Source organism: Alkalidesulfovibrio alkalitolerans DSM 16529 (assembly GCF_000422245.1).
GTDB lineage: Bacteria > Desulfobacterota > Desulfovibrionia > Desulfovibrionales > Desulfovibrionaceae > Alkalidesulfovibrio > Alkalidesulfovibrio alkalitolerans.
The window spans coordinates 12,679-31,317 of sequence record NZ_ATHI01000027.1 but is presented as its reverse complement, the minus strand read 5'-3'; the positions used below and the strand labels follow the sequence as shown (position 1 = coordinate 31,317).

The window sequence follows — 18,639 nt, the reverse complement described above, 5'->3', positions numbered from 1 at the left end:
TCACCTCCCGTTCGAAAAATCGTCGAGCATGTCGCCCAGGGCCCGGGAAAGCTCGCCCACGCTGTAGGGCTTCATGAGCACCCGGCCTATGCCCGGAGCGCGTTGCGCGGCCTCGATGGCCCCGCGCCTGCCCGAGACCATGACCACCGGCAGCCCCGGGGCGATCTGCGCCAGACTGCGGGCGAACTCCACGCCGTCCACCTCGGGCATGTCGTAATCCGTGACCACGGCGTCGAAGCGCTCGCCCGAGGCCAGGGCGTCCAGGGCTTCGAGTGCGCCTCGCGCGGGCGTGACCTGATAGCCCAGGCGTGAGAGGGCGCGCGGAACCGCGACAAGCTGATCAGGATTGTCCTCCACGAAAAGAATGCGCTCGCTGCCCTCACGCGGCGCGCTCACCTGGTCCACCTCGGCCGCGGGAGCGCATTCGGAGCAAGGCAGCCATAGTTCGAAACGCGCGCCCGCACCTTGCGCGGGAGCCAGCACCACCCGACCCTTGTGGGCCTTGGCGATGCCCTGGACCACGGCCAACCCAAGGCCCGTTCCCTCGCCCTTGTCCTTGGTGGTGAAGAAGGGGTCGAATATTTTGTCGCGGATGACTTCGGGGATGCCTGGCCCGGTGTCCTCCACGGCCAGGAGCAGATAGGTTCCCGGCGCGAGATCCGGCGCGCCGGGAGGCGGTGTATCGATGGCGCGGCGCGAAAGTCCCACCGTGAGCACCCCGCCGGTCTCGCGCATGGCCTGAAAGGCATTGGTGCAAAGGTTCATCACCACCTGGTTAATCTGCGTGGGGTTGGCCATGGTCGTGGAGGGGCCGGGCTCGATCCGTTCCACGACCTTGATGTTGCCCGGCAGCGAGACGCGCAGAAGGCCCAGGGCCTCGCGCACGGCCAGGGCGATGTCCACGGCCTTGAACCCCTCGCGCGAAGGCCGGGAGTAGGTGTGCATCTGCATGACCAGCCGCGAACCGCGCTGCGCCGCGCGCAGCGCTCGCTGGATGTCCTGGAAGGCCTCGGCGTCCTTTGGCAGGTCCAAAAGAGCCAGTTCCGCCGAATTGATGACCGTGGTCAGGATATTGTTGAAGTCGTGGGCGATGCCCGAAACGAAGGTGCCCAGGGCTTCCATTTTCTGCGACTGCAGGAGCTGGCGCTCCAGGCTGACCTTGCTGGTGATGTCCTCCGCCGTGGAGAGCACGCCAACGACCTGCCCCTTGTGGTCGGAGAGCGGCACCTTGGTGATGTCCAAGGTGGCGGCCTGGCCGTCGGGCCTGGAAAGCTCCCATATCATGCGGGTCATGCCAGTGCCCGAGACGAGCACCTCCTGATCCGCGTCGTCGCCGCGCCGGGCGTGGTCGTCGATGTGCATCAGATCGTGGTTGGTGAGCCCGATGACCTTGCGCGGGTCTCCCAGGCCGAAGAAATCGGCGAAGGACTTGTTTGCGCCCATGTAGCGGCCCTTGGCGTCCTTCCAGTAGACGAGCTGAGGGATGGTGTCGAGGAGGAGTTGCATGAAGTTGAGCTGCTCCTTGACCTGCTCCTCGGCGCGACGGCGTTTGGCGTTGGTCAGAATGAGCTGCACGAGGATCGCGCTCATGATCACCAAGGAAGCGATGATGGTCCAGAAAATCGGTTTTTGCAGTTCGTAGAAGGGCGCGGGCTGGTTGATGAAGCGGCTGCCCTCGGGCAGCGAACTCATCGGAATCAGGAAGCGCTTGACCACGGGCCAGTCGAAGACGTTCTCGTCCTGGGGCGCATGTTCCACGGGAATGTCGTGGACTTTGGCCCCGTCCAGGATGTCCAGGGCCATATACGCCGCGGCCGCGCCGTGCCGTTCGCCCGAAAGCAGCTTGCCGCCGACCATGCCGTGGCCGAGCAGAAACTCCCATCCACTATAGATCGGCGCGTTGGTGTGCGTCGAAAGCATGCGCAGCACCTCCTCGGCCGAGTAGGTATATCCTTCCTCCTCCAGGTAAATGGGCACGTAGAAGACGACGTCGTTGTCGCCAGTGGCCTGCGCGAGCGCCACGAGTTCGGCCGGAGACTCGACGTTGTGGTACTCGTAGTCGAAGCGCGCGGCGAAGCGCGGCGCAGCCTGCCTAAACTGGGCCACAATTGCCCGCGAGGTCACGGACTCGTCGGCGATGACCACCATGCGGCGGCGATCGGGGTGCAAAAGCGCGGCCAGCCTGAGGTTGGCCTCGATGTCGGGATTCTCCACGAGTCCGGTCATGGGCAGCCCCACGATCTCCTCGGGCTTGAAGTCGTTGACCCCGCAAAAGACGGTGGGAACGCCGGGGAACAGTTTTGTCCCGTATTCCCGCATGAAGTCGTAGGCGTCGTTGTCCGAGACGATGACGACCTCGAAGCGCGTCTGCGCGAACTTTGAAGCCATGAGCCTGGCCAAAAGCGCCATGTTCTCACGGCCCGGATGCTTCTTGGCGTCCACGTACTCCAGTTGCAGGTCGATGGCGTACGTGCTGTCGCGCAGGGTGCGCCGCGCGCCCGCAAGAATGTCGTCAGACCAGGAATAGCCGTTGTGATAACTGTTCAGGAACAAAACCTGGTGCTTGGGCGCGTCGGGACCCTGCACGGCGGATTCGCGTGCAACGGACGGGACCGCCCACATGGCAGCCCAGGCGAGGGCGAGGGCCAGGCAGAAGCGGAAGAATCGGACAGAGGCCATGAATATCCCGGTTGCAGGTTGCGGGACGTGCACGCCCCGGCTCGTATCCGGATACAAAAGCCCGACGCAAATGAAAAGCCCGGCGCTGCCAGGGAAGGGCGTTACCCTGGCAAACCCTCGTCCAAAGGTTGCGCAAGGTGGCGCCGTTGCCGTATGCACTCTGCGTTTCCGCCTTGGAGGAAAACACAGGAGCCCCGTGGACATCGATCTTCTGCTCGCGCTCAGGCCCCACGTGCGCCTGGTCAGCCATTTGCCAGGCCGAGTCAGGCTGCGCGCCGCGCCGACACTTTCCGTCCTACCCGAGGCCGGACGCCTGGACGAGCTTTCCGGGGCCGAAGGGCTTAGGGCCGTGCGGGTGAACCGCCTGACCGGCTCGGTGCTCATCGAATACGACGAGGCGCGGCTTTCCCCGGACCTCGTGCAGGCGCTCTTCGCCTCCCCCGATCCCGGCGAGGCCCGCCGCGCCGCGCTGCTGCTCTGGCCCGCTTGAGCGGCAACCCGTTCCCCACGCTCCGATCCGTCCTAAATCTTCCCCAGGTCGTGCGTTCATGGCGCGTCCGCCGCCACGTTTGCGCGCCGTTTCCAGCAACCGCATGACTGCGCGCCAAGACGCGGCAATCTGCCCCGACGATTCGCACGGGGGCGCATATTTTTTCGAGTGAAATTGAGATTGACTCTCTTTTTCGACACTGGTAGGCGAGAGGGGCTCCAACAGGGGCATCCTGAAATTGCGAATCACAAGATGACTACGTGTGACCGTTCGTGTAGTATTTTCCGCCATAATCCGTTTTCTCCATCAAACACCTGCCCTGCCGGGGCGAAATGTCAAAGGAGCTCACCATGAACGAAAACATGAAGATCGGCCTCTTTTTCGTATTGGGCGTTGCGGCCGGCGCGCTCGGAGCCGTAGCCGTCTCGCGCGGCAACCTGAACCTCAAGCCCGCGCTGGCCGGCCTCATGGCCGGAGGCATGGAACTTCGCGACAAGGCCGCCGCCGCCTTCGAACGAGCCCGCGAGGAAGTCGAGGACGTGGTGGCCGAGGCCGAGCATCTGCGCACGGACAAGGAGCGGCAGCCCGCGGCGAAGCCCGCTCCGAAGAAGGCCGAGGGATAGGATGACCGTGCCTGGTCCGGCCTTCGCCATCGCCCACGAATTGCCCGGCCGGATACGCTTTCGTCCGGCCCTGCCCGGCCCGGGCATCGACGGCGACACCCTGCTGGAGCGGTTGTGCTCCCTTTCCGGGGTCGGCGAGGCGACTTTCTCGCCACGCACGGGCAGTCTTCTGATCCGTTTCAGTCCGGACGCGGCAACACGCGAGGCTGTGCTGCGCACCGTGGCCGCAAGCGGTCTCGACGCGATCAGGCAGGAGGCCGCACGTCTTTCGCGCGGGCGCGATAAAACGCCCCGCGAGGCCGCCTGCGTCCTGGCCGTTCGGCCCTGCGCGGCAAAGGCCGAGCCGGGGAGCGACATCGCCCCCGTGCGCCAAGGTCGGCTCGGCGGCCTTTTGCAGGGCATCGGCATGGTCGCTCGTTTCCTGCTCATGCGCTCGTTCATGCCTCCTGCCGTGCGCGGGGCCATGACCTTTTATCGTGCCTGGCCCTATCTGAAAAAAGGCCTGGGCTCGCTCTCGCGGGGCCATCTCGGCGTGGATGTGCTCGACGCCACGGCCATCGCCATCTCCCTTGCCCGGCGTGATTACCGCTCGGCCATGACCGTGGTCGTGATGCTGGGCATCGGCGAATTCCTGGAGTCGTGGACGCGCAAGCGTTCGCGCGAGGATCTGGCCGAGGCGCTGCATCTGGACGACGGGGTGGCCTGGGTGCGCGTGGACGGGGTGGAAGTCTCCAAGCCCGCCTCCGATCTCGTGCCGGACGATCTTGTGGTCGTACGCACCGGCTCGGCCGTGCCTGTGGACGGTATCGTCGAGGAAGGCGAGGCCATGGTCAACCAGTCCACCCTCACGGGCGAGCCGCTGGCGGTGCGGCGCACGGCCGGGGCCTCGGTCTTCGCGGGCACCGTCGTCGAGGACGGCGTGATCGTGATCCGCACCCGCCAGGCCGGAGGCGAAACCAGGCTTCGTCGCATGCTCGCGGCCATCGAGGATTCAGAGCGCTCCAAGGCCATGATCCAGGGCCGGGCCGAGCGCTTGGCCGATGCCGTGGTGCCGCTCAGCCTGGGCCTTGCGGGCGGCGCCTATCTCCTGACCCGCGACCCGACGCGCGCAGCCTCGGTGCTGCTCGTGGACTATTCCTGCGCCATCAAGCTGGCCACGCCCCTGGCCGTGCTTGCGGCCATGCGCCAGGCGGCCGGAGCCGGAGCGCTCATCAAGGGCGGTCGGTTCATGGAGGTTTTGGCCACGGCCGATGTTGCCTTGTTCGACAAAACCGGCACCCTGACCGAGGCCAGACCCTCGGTGCAAGCCGTTTTGCCCGTCAAGGGCCGCGACGCCCGCGACCTCTTGCGCCTCGCGGCCTGCCTGGAGGAGCACTTCCCGCACCCCGTGGCCCGCGCCGTGGTGCGCAAGGCCGATGAGGAAGGGCTGACGCACAAGGAGGAGCACGCCGAGGTGCAGTACATCGCGGCCCACGGCATCGCCTCCATGATCCACGGCCAGCGGGTTCTTCTGGGCAGCGCCCATTTCGTGCACGAAGACGAGGGAATACCGCCTTTTCCAGCCGCCATGCTCAAGAAAGCCAAAACGAGCGGTGGCTGTTCCGTGCTGCACATGGCCATCGGCGGTGAACCCGCCGGCCTCATCCTGCTCGACGATCCCATCCGGCCCGAGGCGGCGGACGTGGTGGCGGCGCTTCGAGCGCGCGGCATCGAGCGAATCGTCATGGTCACGGGCGACGGCCAGGAAGCGGCCGAGACGGCGGCCCGGGCGGCAGGCATCGACGAGGTGCGCGCACGCATGCTGCCCGAGGACAAACGCTCCCTGGTGCGCGAGTTGAAGGCCGCGGGCCACGTGGTCGCCGTGATAGGCGACGGGGTCAACGATTCCTGGGCGCTCTCCGAAGCCGACGTCGGCGTCTCGCTCTCCCAGGCAGCGGACGTGGCCCGCGAGGTCTGCGACGTGTTGCTCACGGGGCACGATCTGCGCGCCTTGCCCGTGGCCATCGATATCTCACGCGCGGCGCTGGCCCGCATCTCGCTCAACTTCCGGCTGATCGTCGGCCTCAATTCCGGACTTTTGCTCATGGGCCTGCTCGGTCTGCTCCGACCGGCGGCCTCGGCCCTGTTGCACAACCTGGGGACGGTGCTTGCGGCCCTGAACGCAGTGCGTCCGCTGGCCCTGCCCGCGCCGCGCGCATGCACCCCCACGGAGGACACGCCATGACCCGGACACGACTGCACACCCTGCCCGGCAGAATCCGGCTGCGCCATCCCGCGCTGCGCGATCAGGCTCGGGCCGAGGACGCGCGGGCGCGGCTGGCTGCCGTGCCGCACGTCTCGCAGGTTTCGGCCTCGCCACGCACGGGCAGCCTGCTCGTGCGCCACGCCCCGGGCAAGGACGTGAAGCTTCTGGCCGCGCTGGACAAGCTTATGGCCGAGCTCGACGCCGCGCCCGGCTGCGCCGCCGTGGGCGGCAAGGGGGCCAAGCGCCCCGTCTGGCCGCGCTACGCCAAGTTCGGGATGATGGCCTCGCTGTCCACGAGTCTCTTGCTCGCCGCCCTGGGGCGGGAGCGGGCGCACATCGTGACGGGGCTCGTCTTCGCGGCCTGCCTCTCGGGCCACCTTACGCACCACCGCAAGCGGCTGACGCTGTAAGCGCCCCTGGCGCAGCCACCCTTTGAGCGCGAAGAGGCTTGCGCGATGACTGTCGCGTGCTATGCTGACAGCGCGTCGCGCCGTGCATTGTCCGACGGCGCAAAGGAGCTCCCAATGGTGCACATTCCCTGTCCCTCCTGCGGCGCGGTGAACCGCGCCGATCCCGCGCGGCTGGACTCGGCCGTCTGCGGCCGCTGCAAGGCCCCCCTTTCCCTGAACACGCCCATGGAGCTGACCTCCGGCTCCTTCGACGCCCAGGTGGGCCGCTCGGGCCTGCCCGTGCTGGTGGACTTCTGGGCTCCGTGGTGCGGCCCCTGCCGGACGATGGCTCCGGCCTTCGCCGAGGCGGCGCGGCTGCTCACGCCCGGCGTCAGGCTGGCCAAGGTCAACACCGAGGCCGAGCCGGAGCTGGGCCGGGCCTACGGCATCCAGTCCATCCCGACCATGGTGCTCTTCCGGGACGGCCGCGAGGTCTCGCGCGTTTCCGGTGCCATGAGCGCGCGGCAGATCGTGGACTTCGTGCGCTCGGCCATCGGCTGAGACCTTCCCGCCCGCCCGGGCGTCACGGGGTCGGCCAGCCCCAAACGGAATTCCAGACCCGGGTGTTGGGATTCATATCCCGGCTGATGCTTTCAGCAGGCGTGGACCCGACCGAGGGTGCGCGTTCGCAAAACGCCCAAAGCCCTCCTTTGTTCCTCCGGGGCGGACTTGCCATGATTTGGCCGGGATATTAGTGTTCAGTATGATCCGAATCCTGGCGCGGCTTTGGCCGCTTCTTCTCGCTCTGGCCATGCTGCCCGCATGTTCCGACGAACGCGATGTGGCACGAATCGACTTCACAAAGAGCATCTCCGAAACCCGGACGCCGACGGACGTCGATTCCTCGCCGCGCTTGCGATGTGCCGTGTCGGCCATGGTCTCTCCCAAGGAGACGCACACCATCTACGTGCGGCTGATGGATTACCTGGCCCGGCATCTGGACATGGACCTGGAGTTCGTGCAGCGCAAGACCTACGCCGAAGTCAACGAACTGCTCATGAGCCGCGATCTGGACGTGGCCATGCTCTGCTCCGGGCCGTTCGCCCTGGCCGAGGACCAACTCGGGGTCGAACTCGTCGTCACGCCGGTGCTCGGCGGCTCCCCGTTCTACCAGGCCTATCTCATCGTGGGAGCGGACAATCCGGCCGAAAGCCTGGCCGATCTGCGCGGCAGTGTCTTCGCCTTCACCGACCCCGACTCCAACACCGGACGCCTCGTCCCGTTGCACTGGCTTGCGGAGATCGGCGAGACCCCCGAAAATTTCTTCGCCGAAACCATCTTCACCTACAGTCACGACAACTCCGTCCTGGCCGTGGCCAGAGGGCTCGTGGACGCCGCCTCGGTGGACGGGTTGGTATGGGATTACATGGCGGCGCACGATCCGGAACTGGTCGGCCGGACCAGGATCATCAAGAAGTCTCAGGAATTTGGCGCGCCGCCCGTGGTCGCCTCCCTCGATCTGCCCGTTGAAAAACGGCAAAAGCTGCGCGAAATTCTCCTGACCATGCACGAAGACTCCGAAGGTCGGGACATTCTCGACGGGCTGCACATCGACCGCTTCACTGCTCCCGATCCCGCATGGTACGAGGCCATCCGGGAGATCAGCCGCCCGGCGCGGGTGAAGGAGTAGCATGCAGGCCCGCGCGACGCTCAAGGGCTCGCTCCTTCTGGCGATCATCATGCTCGTCGTCGGGAGCACCTTGCTCGTTGCCGTTCTGGCGTCGCAGCGCTACGGCGCGAGCCTTCGCCAGGCCATGACCGCCCAGTCGCGCATCCAGGCACATTCCCTGGCGCTCCAGGCCGCCGATCCGGCCTTGACCAACGATCTCGTGGGGCTGCAACGCCTGTTCGACCAGCAGCGCGCGGCGCACCCCGACATCGCCTACGTCTTCATGCTTCGCGACGGCCGCGTCCTGGCCCACACCTTCGCCCATGGCATTCCGGTCGGCCTGATCGCGGCCAATGCGGTGCAGGATGATGAGCAGGACAGCATCCGCGAGGTTGCGGCCCAGGATGGACGCCTGCTTCTCGACCTGGCCGTGCCGGTCTTCGAAGGCAAGGCCGGGGTGCTCCGGGTCGGATTCCACGAAGGGCTGCTGGAACACCGCATGCGCGAGTTGTGGGTCGACATCGCCCTGGTCACGAGCGGTATTTTGGCTGTGGCCGTGCTCGGCGGGCTGCTTTTCGTGCGTCGCATCACGCGACCGCTCGCGCGGCTCATCGACGGTTTTAAGGCCGTCGAGGGAGGCCAGCCCAAGGTGCGCGTCACAGCCGACGACTACGAGGAACTCCGCGCCTTGACCGACTCCTTCAACGGCATGGCGCAACGTGTGACGGAATACACGGCCCGCCTCGAACGCCAAGCGCTCGATCTCGACCGCGCGCACCATCAGATGCGCACCTCGTGCGAGATCGCCAAGCAGGCCGGATCGCTCGGCCGCTCTCAGGAGATTGCCTCCTTCCTCATCGACAAACTGCGGCAGATCCTGCCCTGCCAGGCCATGAGCCTGATCGTGGCCCCGCCTGGCGAAGCCGCCTATGTCTTGAGCGAGCGTTCAATGCTGCGCGTACACACAGCCACGACGCTGGAAAAGCTGCACCGCGCCATCGACAACCTGCCTGAGGATCGCATCAGCAAGGACGTGGATATGCTGCCGTCGAGCCTTCTGCCCATCGAATGCGGCCCGAACTGTTTGCAGTCCGCCATGCCCATGCTCAACGAAGGCCGCCGCGTGGGAGCGCTTGTTGTCGCTTGCGCGGGCGGCTGCTCCTGTACTCCGGACGAGCACCAGGTTGTCAGGCTCGTGCTTTCGCACACCTCGGGCATGCTGCTTCGTGCCGTTCGCCACGAGGAAGACATGCGGCGTCTCTCCGGAGACCGGGAACAGAAGTTTTTCCAAGGACTCATGGGCCGCTCGCCCGCCATGCAGGGCATCTACCGGCTCATCGAGAACGTGGCCGGGTCCGACGCCACGGTGCTGATCCAGGGCGAATCGGGGACTGGCAAGGAATTGGCAGCCAAGGCGGTGCATGATCTTTCGCCGCGTCGTGACAAGCCTTTCGTGGTCATCAACTGTTCAGCCTATCCCGAGACGCTTCTCGAAAGCGAGCTTTTCGGCCACGAGAAAGGGGCCTTCACCGGGGCGATCAAGCAGCGCCTGGGGCGCTTCGAGCAGGCAGACGGGGGCACGGTTTTCCTGGATGAAATCGGCGAGATCCCGGCCGCGTCCCAGGTCAAGCTGCTGCGCGTGCTGCAGTCGCAAACCTTTGAACGCCTTGGGGGCGAAAAATCTATCTCCGTGGACGTGCGGGTGCTTGCGGCCACCAATCGCGATCTGCTCGACGAGGTGCGCGAGGGACGGTTCAGGGAAGATCTCTACTACCGTCTGGATGTCGTCTCCTTGCGCATGCCGCCGCTGCGCGAGCGAGGCAATGACGTGAGCCTCCTCGCCAACCATTTTCTCGAAGTCTATACGGCTGAACACGGCAAGGCCATTGACGGGTTCAGCACAGCAGCCATGAAGCTCCTGCTGGACTACGATTGGCCAGGGAACGTCCGTGAACTGCAAAACGTAGTCGAGCAGGCCACGGTGCTTTGCTCGGGCGGGCAGATCACCCCTGAGCACCTGCCCACGCGCCTGTCCGAGGCGATGGCGGCCTCTGCCCCGCGCCGCACTCTCCAGACCCACGAGAGGGACGTTCTCGTGGAAACGCTCGAACGGTGCGGCTGGAACAAGAAGCTCGCGGCCGAGACCCTGGGCATCAGCCGTAGCGCGCTGTACGCCAAGATCAAGAGATACGCCATCGAAACCCCTGCCGCCTGACAGGCCGCTGAAAAGACGCCGTCTGCGGCGTTGCTTCGAGCCGGTCAAACCCTCGCGTATTACGAGCGCGCAGCAGAAAACTTTGCCCTCCCGCAACAGCCGGGTCCCTCCCTCCGCTTTCGCGTCGCGCTGCGGGTGTTTTCCGCATGGTTCGGACGTTCTTGGGCGGGGCAGCGTGTCTTCATGGCGGACACGAGCCACAGATGTCCTGAATCAGGACACACGTAATATCCTTGTTTCAAAAGACAATCTCCATTGCAGCTCAAGATGTGTCGCGAAAGAGCACAGGAGTGTCCGACGTTCCCGGTCGTGAACATCGTTCAGCACCTCCGGTAAGGCCGGCCGGGCGTCTCCCAACCCTCATTCTTTTCACGCAATAATCCTGAATGATTGATTTTTGAAAAATCATACCGCAACGAAGAAGTTTTCTGGCCGCCTTTTTGCTTTATCTCTCCACACAACTCGGCACTCGCGGATATGCCAATAACAACGGGGTTTTGCGTGGAGAGAGGACACGTGGCGATCTGCAGCGGCGACAAGACAGTGCGAGACGCGCTTCGCGAAGCGGCGCTCGAAATGGGCTTCGGGGTCAGGCTCGCCGACGGGTGCGGTGATCTGCCCGACCTCCTGGCTGCCACGGGAGACGGGCTGCCTTACGCCGCCGCCCTGATCGACATAGACGAAGGGTCGTTCGACATGGACTTTTTCGCGCGGCTTGGCCGCACGGCCCCAAAAACCCGGCTGATCGCCCTGTCGCGGACGCGGCATCATCCCGAACTCAGACAGGCTTTGGAAACGCACATCTTTGCCTCTCTCTCCTTGCCTGTCGCGAAGGATGAACTGGCGATCTGTCTCAAGGACCTGACCACGCCCGGCGCACAGGCGGTCGGGCACGGACCGTATAAACGTCAAGCGGAGGTTCTCGAATGAGCGAGGCGAAAGTGAACATGCACGGTGCGCACGGCGCAGAAGGATCCGGCGGCGTCTCCAGACGCGGGTTCCTCAAGGGCGCCGCGCTGGCCGCTGCGGCCGGAGCCTGTGGCGCGCCCGTCCTGCGCGCCCTGAGCGCCACGGCGGCGTCGCCCCTGGCGCCCCAGGGCGAATGGCGGCCCGCCACCTGTCAGGGTTGCACGTCTTGGTGCTCCAAGGAAGTCTACGTCGTCAACGGACGCGGCGTGAAGATCAGGGGTAACGCGCGCTCCAAAGTCAACGGCTCGGCGAGCTGCCCCAAGGCGCATCTGGCGTTGCAGCAGGTCTACGATCCGGACCGCATCAAGACGCCCATGAAGCGCACCAACCCCAATAAGGGCCGCAACGAAGACCCCAAATTCGTGCCCATCACCTGGGACGAGGCCATCGAAACCATCGCCGACAAGCTCATGGAGCTTCGCGCGGCGAACGAAACACACAAATACATGCTCATCCGCGGGCGTTACACGAACCTCAACGCGGTCCTTTACGACCGCATGACCAAAATCCTCGGCTCGCCCAACAACATCTCGCACAGCTCCATTTGCGCCGAGGCCGAGAAGTTCGGCCCGTACTATACGGAAGGCATCTGGGGCTACCGGCAGTACGACATCTTGAACACGCGCTACATCCTGTGCTGGGGCGCTGACCCGCTATCCTCCAACCGTGCCGTCTCGGCAAGCCTGCGCGACTGGGGCGATGTGCTCGATCGTGCCAAGGTGGCCGTGGTCGAGCCAAGGCTTTCCGCCACCGCGGCCAAGGCCGACGAATGGCTGCCCGTGATCCCCGGCGGAGACGGCGCGGCGGCCGTGGCCATGGCCCACGTCATCCTCACCGAAGGGCTGTGGTTCCGTGAGTTTGTCGGCGACTTCACGGACGGTGAGAATCGTTTCAAACTCGGCCAGTGGGTCGATCCCGAATCCTTTGAGGAGAAGTACACCCATGGTCTGGTCACCTGGTGGAACATGGAACTCAAGGACAAGACGCCCGAGTGGGCCGAGCCGCTGTGCGGCATCCCGGCCGAGCAGATCAGACGCGTGGCCGTGGAATTCGCCAGCGCCGCGCCGCACGTCATGTCCTGGGTGGGCGGCGGTCCCTGCATGCAGGTGCGCGGAGCCTACGCCTCCATGGCCTGCCACGCCCTGAACGGCCTTGTCGGCGCCTGCGACAACGTGGGCGGCGCGCTGGCCTACAGCAAATCCTTCAACCAGGGCATTCCCGATCCCAAGGAATATTATGACGACGCAGCCAAGGTCGGCCTGAAAAACGAGAAGATCGACCAGCGCGGCAGGCTCGAACTACCGTCGCTCAACGGCGGCAAATCCGGCGGCGGCGTGGTGACCAACAACACGGCCGACGGCATCCTTAACAGTGACCCTTACGACATCAAGGTCTGTATCGCCTATTGGAACAACTTCCCCTTCTCCTCGCCTCAGGGCGAACGGTGGGAGCGGGCGCTGACCAAGATTCCCTTCCTGGCCCACATCACGACCAACGCCTCGGAGTTCTCCTGGTTCGCGGACATCCTGCTGCCCGACACGCACAGCATGATGGAGCGATGGGGCTTCGTGAATGTTTCGGCCGGCGGATGGGGGCACTGCACCCTCATGCAGCCCATCGTGGACCGCGTGTGGGACTATAAGGCCGATGAGACCGAGATTCCCTGGCTCATCGCCGAAAAGCTCGCGGCCAAGGGATTCGATTATCTGCAGCGCTATTTCATCGAGCAGATCAAGGATCCCGAGACTGGAAAGAGCCCCACGAACGAACAGGAATTCTCCCTCTACTGCACCAAACTGATGACACAGAATTACTGGGACCCCGCCAAGTACAAGGGCGGCGACCGCTTCAACGGCTGGGAGGACTTTTGCAAGGCGGGCGTCTGGAACTCCGATCCGTACAAGTTCCGGGCCCGCTGGGGCAAGATGAAGACCAAGACCGGTATGTTCGAATTCTATTCCGAGACGCTGAAGGAAGCCCTGGCAAGCCATGCCGAGAAGCACGGCGTGAGCATCGACCGCGTGCTCGAGGTCTGCAAGTACCAGGCGCGCGGAGACATGGCCTTCCTGCCGCATTACGAGGAGCCCTACGTCCTGGGCGACCCGAACGAGTACCCCTTCGTGCTCGTGGACTACAAGTCGCGCCTGAATCGCGAGGGCAGAAGCGCCAACTGCTCCTGGTATCATGAGCTGAAGGACCTGGACCCCGGCGACGAGCAGTACCAGGACGTGGCCAAGTTCAATCCCGCAGAGGGCAGAAGGCTGGGGCTGAAAGACGGCGACCGCATCCGCCTGACTTCCCCTGTCGGCTCCATCGAGTGCACGGCCAAGCTCTGGGAGGGCGTGCGCCCCGGCACCATCTCCAAGTGTTACGGACTTGGACACTGGGCCTACGGCAGGCTGGCCTCCAAGGTCTTCGGCAAGACTCCGCTCGGCGGCAACAACAACGACCTGATCCCGGCCGACTATGACCGGTTGAGCGGTGCGTCCGTGTTCTATGGCTTGGCGCGGCTCAAGGTCGAGAAGATCAGGGGGTGATGAGACATGCCAAACTATGCGATGGTCATTGACCTGCACAGGTGCACGGGCTGCGGCGGATGCATCGTGGCCTGCAAGAACGAGAACAATCTGCCGCAGGGCATCAACTGGTCGTACAAACGGACCGAGACGCTGGGTACCTATCCCAACGTTCGCTTCTTCTACCGGCCGACCTTGTGCAACCACTGCGAGAACGCGCCCTGCGTGCGCGGTTGCCCGACGCGGGCCCTGCATAAGACAGACGGCGGCATCACCATGCACGACCCCACGAAGTGCATCGGCTGCCGCTACTGTCAGGCGAACTGTCCTTACGGCGTCGTGAAGTACAACTGGCGCAAGCCCTTCGGCGACTGGGAGAAGGAGCAGCCGCTCATTCCCGGCTGCACGTCCTCGGCGAGTGAACTGAACGCCAAACTCGGCACCACCGGCGTGCCCTGGGCCAACATGGAGCGCGGCAAGTACCGTCCCGTGCGGCCCACCGGCGTGGTCGAGAAGTGCACTTTTTGCCACCACAGGGTCGTGGAGGGGCTTTTGCCCTACTGCGTCGAGGCCTGCCCGGCGGACGCGCGCATCTTCGGCGACCTGGACGATCCGAACAGCAAGGTCAACGAACTGCTCGGCAACTACAAGGCTGAACGCCTGCGCGAGGACCTGGGCACCAGGCCCAAGGTCTACTACATCAGGTCGTTCAATGCCGGCACCTACGAAAGATCCAAGGGAGGTCTGTAATGAACAGATCGGGAATCGGCGTGCTGTGGCTCGCCGCGCTCGGGGTGGCCCTGGCGTTCGGCCTCTACAGCGCCCTCACCGTCATCATCGGGGGCGTGGGCGTGTACAACGCCAACGACGTCACCTTCTGGACGCTGCCCATGGCCGGATACCTCTTCTTCGGGCTGACCGCGGCGGGGCTTACGTTCCTCTCGTCGCTGCCCACGGTCTTCGGGCTCAAGCGCTATTACCCCATCGCCAAGCGGGCCTCGCTGCTCGCCGGCGCAACGCTCGTCACCGGCCTGATGTGCAAGGGGCTGGACCTCGGCCCCTGGACGACCCTGCTAAACATGGTCAACATCTTCCTCTCGCCCAACCTGACCTCGCCGATCTGGTGGATGGGCATGCTCTACACCTTCTACCTGGTGCTGGTCGTCTCCAAATTCTACATCATCAACAAGGGCGAGTGGCACACCCAGGGCGCGTACTCCGCAGCGCTGGGCGCGCTTTTGCTCGCACTGACCTCGTTCACGGCCCTTGGCGTGGTCTTCGGCGTGGTCGAGGCGCGGCTGGCATTCTTCGGCCAGTTCGTGTCGCTGTACTTCCTGGTCACGGCCATCGCCAGCGGTCTTGCGGCCATCATCCTGGCCAGCATGATCCACTGCATGCGCTGCAAGGTTGCCGACAGCGGCCATGAATCCCTCATGGACGAGTTGGGGAAGATTCTGGGCTGGACCTTGGCCGCCTGTCTCTTCGTCCTGCTGCTGCGCACCAAGATCAGCTTCCTGACCACCGAACCTGAATTCCTGGGCTTCCAGTACCTGGCCGCGACGCCGCTCTTCCAGATCGAACTGTGGATCGGCATCGTCATCCCCATGTTGATGATGGCCAGAAAGTCGCTGCGTCTGTCGATGAGCGCCAAGGCCGTGGCCTCGCTCATGGTCCTCGTGGGTATGTTCGCCAGCCGCATGGAGCTTCTGCTCGCCGGCCAGATCGCGCCCATCGGGCAGATGGCCGAGAACAGGCCCCCGTTCGTCAGCTACTGGCCGAGCATCTACGAGATCGGCACGGTCCTTCTGGCCCTGGCGCTGACGCTTCTGATATACACCTTCGCCGTCCGCTACCTGAACCTGGAGGCGGCGCCGGAGTAGCCTCGTTCCTCCGGCTCCGTCCGGAGCCGGGAGCCGCGGTGTCCGACCACGCCAGGGACGCCGCATCCTCCGTCGGGTCTGGTCCGGGATCACGCCCCCCGGACCAGGCCCTCTCGCAGGGCGGACAGGGCCGAAGGAAGGCAGAAAGGAGCACCACATGACCGACACCGGAAAGAACGACGCCAGGCCAGTCCTCGTCGAGGCCTTCTCCACCCTGGCCGCGTGTTTCGACATCCCGACGCCCGAACTGGCCGCGCGCCTGAGCTCGCTCGTCGAGTCGCTCTCGTCTCTGGCTCCAGAGGCCGCACGGCTGGCCGCCAGGGCGGCCGGGGCCGCTCCAGACGAAGCGGACATGGCCGAAGCACGGATAGAGTATTCACGGCTTTTCGTGGGGCCGTTCAGCCTGCCCGCGCCACCGTTCGGCTCGGTTTATCTCGAAAGCGAAGGCCGCGTAATGGGGCCTTCGACGATGGATGCCAGACGCATGTATCAGGAACTGGGCATGGATCTGGCCGATGACTTCCACAACCCGCCCGACCACGTCGTGGCCGAACTCGAATTCATGGCTTGGCTTGTGTATCGCGAGATCGAGGCCGAGACGCGCAACGATGCCGAAGCTGCGGCACGAGCCCGCGAGGCTCGTGCCCTTTTCGCGGCGCGGCATGTGAAGGCTTGGTTCGATGAATTCCTGACCCGGGTGGAGCAAAACACGGATCACCCCTTCTACGCCAGCCTCGTGCCTCTTGGCCGGGCGATCATGATGACCGACGCGAGCTAACCGCGTCTCAGCCCCTGATTCCTCCGCAATGTTTCAGGGGGTTCCGGCAGCTTGCCGGAACCCCCTTCAAACACAAGCGGATGTCCGCGATCACTATATTTGCCTGTGCCCAAAGCCTCGCCGCCTTCCTGGGGCTGCCTCAGGCATTCAGCGCCTCCCTGGATACTATCGTCATGCCGCCGAGGTGCTGGAAGCCTCCCGGCAGGCATGGCAAATGTACAATGCCGATTCCCCGAACCATCATGTGCGGCTTCATGTGGGAAAGACCAGCAAACCCTGCCCAAAATGGAACTCGATCGGCAAATCCTGTCTAAGGTGAAAAGTCTTTTAAACCATGTAACTACACATCCCAACTGAGGATTTGAAGCTCGGGGTGTTCCTTTTTCGCGGCAACGCCGCAGAGGGGATTTTTTCAGCAGCCTGCCGAAAAAAGGCCGGGGCCCCAGAGGAGCCCCGGCCGTCATGATGCGGGTGTAAGCGCGGAAGCGGTCTAGTACATGCCGCCCATGCCGCCCATGCCACCCATGCCGCCGGGCATGGGGGCGTCCTTCTTGGGCTCGGGCTTCTCGGCGATGGCGGCCTCGGTGGTCAGCAGCAGACCGGCCACGGAAGCGGCGTTCTGCAGGGCGATGCGGGTCACCTTCTTGGGGTCGATGACGCCGGCCTTGATCAGGTCCTCGTACTCGCAGGAAGCGGCGTTGAAGCCGACGGAATCCTTGGACTCCTTGACCTTCTCCACGATGATGGAGCCTTCCTCGCCCGCGTTGTTGGCGATCTGGCGCAGCGGCTCGGTGATGGCGCGGCGGACCAGCTCGATGCCGGCGGTCTCGTCGTCGTCGGCGCCCTTGACCTTGTCCAGGGCCTTGGAGCAGCGCACCAGGGCCACGCCGCCTCCGGGCACGATGCCTTCCTCGACGGCCGCGCGGGTGGCGTTCAGGGCGTCCTCGACGCGGGCCTTCTTCTCCTTCATCTCGGTCTCGGTGGCCGCGCCGACATTGATCACGGCAACGCCGCCGACCAGCTTGGCCAGGCGCTCCTGGAGCTTCTCGCGGTCGTAGTCGGAGGAGGTCTCGTCGGCCTCGCGGCGGATCTGGGCGACGCGGCCCTTGATGTCATCGGACTTGCCCGCGCCGTCGACGATGGTGGTGTTCTCCTTGTCGATGGTCACGCGCTTGGCCTTGCCCAGGGTGCTCAGGGTCACGTTCTCAAGCTTCACGCCCACGTCCTCGGACACCACCTGACCGCCGGTCAGGATGGCGATGTCCTGGAGCATGGCCTTGCGGCGCTCGCCAAAGCCGGGGGCCTTGACGGCCACGGCCTGCAGGGTGCCGCGCAGCTTGTTGACCACCAGGGTGGCCAGGGCCTCGCCCTCGACGTCCTCGGCGATGATGACCAGCGGACGGCCCATCTTGGCGACCTGCTCCAGCACCGGGAGCATGTCCTTCATGTTGGAGATCTTCTTCTCGTTGATGAGGATGAGCGGCTCTTCCATCTCGCAGACCATCTTTTCGGGATCGGTCACGAAGTAGGGGGAGAGGTAGCCGCGGTCGAACTGCATGCCCTCGACGACGTCCAGGGTGGTCTCCAGGCCCTTGGCCTCCTCGACCGTGATCACGCCTTCCTTGCCGACCTTGGCCATGGCGTCGGCGATGATGTTGCCGATGGTGGCGTCGTTGTTGGCGGAAATGGTGCCGACCTGGGCGATTTCCTTCTGGTCGCGGGTGGGCTTGGCCAGCTTGCCCAGCTCTTCCACGATCTTCTCAACGGCCTTGTCGATGCCGCGCTTGATGGCCATGGGGTTGCGGCCGGCGGCCACGAGCTTCACGCCGTCGTTGAAGATGGCCTGGGCCAGGATGGTGGCCGTGGTGGTGCCGTCGCCGGCGATGTCGGAGGTCTTGGAGGCGACTTCCTTGACCATCTGGGCGCCCATGTTCTCGAACTTGTCGTCGAGCTCGATCTCCTTGGCCACGGTCACGCCGTCCTTGGTGATGGTCGGGGAGCCGAAGCTCTTCTCGATGACCACGTTGCGGCCCTTGGGTCCGAGGGTCACCTTCACGGCGTTGGCCAACTTGTCCACGCCCCTCTTGAGCTTCTCACGGGCCTTGGTGTCAAAAAGAATTTCTTTTGCGGGCATGTTGTATTCCTCCTTGGGAAGTGCCGGTCTGGAAATGTTCGCTGGGTTGTCG

Annotated in this window: 14 protein-coding genes; 12 read left to right on the top strand and 2 right to left on the bottom strand. The window is 64.7% G+C overall.

The window, feature by feature from the left end:
- A complete protein-coding gene (locus DSAT_RS09770; protein WP_020887345.1) occupies positions 1 to 2,679 on the bottom strand; it encodes an ATP-binding protein in 2,679 nt (892 codons plus the stop codon).
- 196 nt (positions 2,680 to 2,875) lie between these two features.
- Between DSAT_RS09770 and DSAT_RS09765 the strand changes: the two genes are divergently transcribed.
- From DSAT_RS09765 to DSAT_RS14890, 12 genes are all read left to right on the top strand, one after another.
- Complete coding sequence (locus DSAT_RS09765) at positions 2,876 to 3,169, top strand: HMA2 domain-containing protein (RefSeq protein ID WP_020887344.1); 294 nt, start codon at positions 2,876 to 2,878, stop codon at positions 3,167 to 3,169.
- Between the two features lie 350 nt (positions 3,170 to 3,519).
- The gene (locus DSAT_RS09760; RefSeq protein ID WP_020887343.1) at positions 3,520 to 3,792 is read left to right on the top strand and encodes a hypothetical protein; all 273 of its coding nucleotides are present in this window, start codon (positions 3,520 to 3,522) and stop codon (positions 3,790 to 3,792) included.
- A 1-nt stretch (position 3,793) separates the two neighbouring features.
- Positions 3,794 to 6,016: a heavy metal translocating P-type ATPase gene (locus DSAT_RS09755; protein WP_020887342.1), complete on the top strand. Its 2,223-nt coding sequence runs from the start codon at positions 3,794 to 3,796 to the stop codon at positions 6,014 to 6,016.
- Positions 6,013 to 6,447: an HMA2 domain-containing protein gene (locus tag DSAT_RS09750; protein ID WP_020887341.1), complete on the top strand. Its 435-nt coding sequence runs from the start codon at positions 6,013 to 6,015 to the stop codon at positions 6,445 to 6,447. The genes DSAT_RS09755 and DSAT_RS09750 overlap by 4 nt, the downstream gene beginning before the upstream one ends.
- A 114-nt stretch (positions 6,448 to 6,561) precedes the next feature.
- Entirely contained in the window at positions 6,562 to 6,987 is a 426-nt protein-coding gene (trxC, locus tag DSAT_RS09745) for a thioredoxin TrxC (RefSeq protein ID WP_020887340.1), read from the top strand.
- Positions 6,988 to 7,189: 202 nt separating this feature from the next.
- Positions 7,190 to 8,116, top strand: coding sequence for a substrate-binding domain-containing protein (locus DSAT_RS09740; RefSeq protein WP_020887339.1), 927 nt, complete (start codon positions 7,190 to 7,192; stop codon positions 8,114 to 8,116).
- A gap of 1 nt (position 8,117) precedes the next feature.
- Positions 8,118 to 10,310, top strand: a complete 2,193-nt coding sequence (locus DSAT_RS09735; protein ID WP_020887338.1) for a sigma 54-interacting transcriptional regulator — start codon at positions 8,118 to 8,120, stop codon at positions 10,308 to 10,310.
- Positions 10,311 to 10,826: 516 nt separating this feature from the next.
- On the top strand, positions 10,827 to 11,240 hold the full coding sequence (locus DSAT_RS09730; protein WP_020887337.1) for a hypothetical protein: 414 nt from the start codon (positions 10,827 to 10,829) through the stop codon (positions 11,238 to 11,240).
- Positions 11,237 to 13,816 (top strand): molybdopterin-dependent oxidoreductase, encoded by a 2,580-nt coding sequence (locus tag DSAT_RS09725; protein ID WP_020887336.1) that lies wholly within the window; start codon positions 11,237 to 11,239, stop codon positions 13,814 to 13,816. The genes DSAT_RS09730 and DSAT_RS09725 overlap by 4 nt, the downstream gene beginning before the upstream one ends.
- A 6-nt stretch (positions 13,817 to 13,822) precedes the next feature.
- On the top strand, positions 13,823 to 14,545 hold the full coding sequence (locus DSAT_RS09720) for a 4Fe-4S dicluster domain-containing protein (protein ID WP_020887335.1): 723 nt from the start codon (positions 13,823 to 13,825) through the stop codon (positions 14,543 to 14,545).
- Positions 14,545 to 15,675, top strand: a complete 1,131-nt coding sequence (gene nrfD / locus DSAT_RS09715) for an NrfD/PsrC family molybdoenzyme membrane anchor subunit (RefSeq protein WP_020887334.1) — start codon at positions 14,545 to 14,547, stop codon at positions 15,673 to 15,675. The genes DSAT_RS09720 and nrfD overlap by 1 nt, the downstream gene beginning before the upstream one ends.
- 157 nt (positions 15,676 to 15,832) lie before the next feature.
- Positions 15,833 to 16,453, top strand: a complete 621-nt coding sequence (locus DSAT_RS14890) for a TorD/DmsD family molecular chaperone (RefSeq protein WP_020887333.1) — start codon at positions 15,833 to 15,835, stop codon at positions 16,451 to 16,453.
- Between the two features lie 490 nt (positions 16,454 to 16,943).
- Here the strand turns inward: DSAT_RS14890 and groL are convergent, their stop codons facing one another.
- Entirely contained in the window at positions 16,944 to 18,587 is a 1,644-nt protein-coding gene (gene groL / locus DSAT_RS09705; protein WP_020887332.1) for a chaperonin GroEL, read from the bottom strand.
- Positions 18,588 to 18,639: the final 52 nt, after the last annotated feature.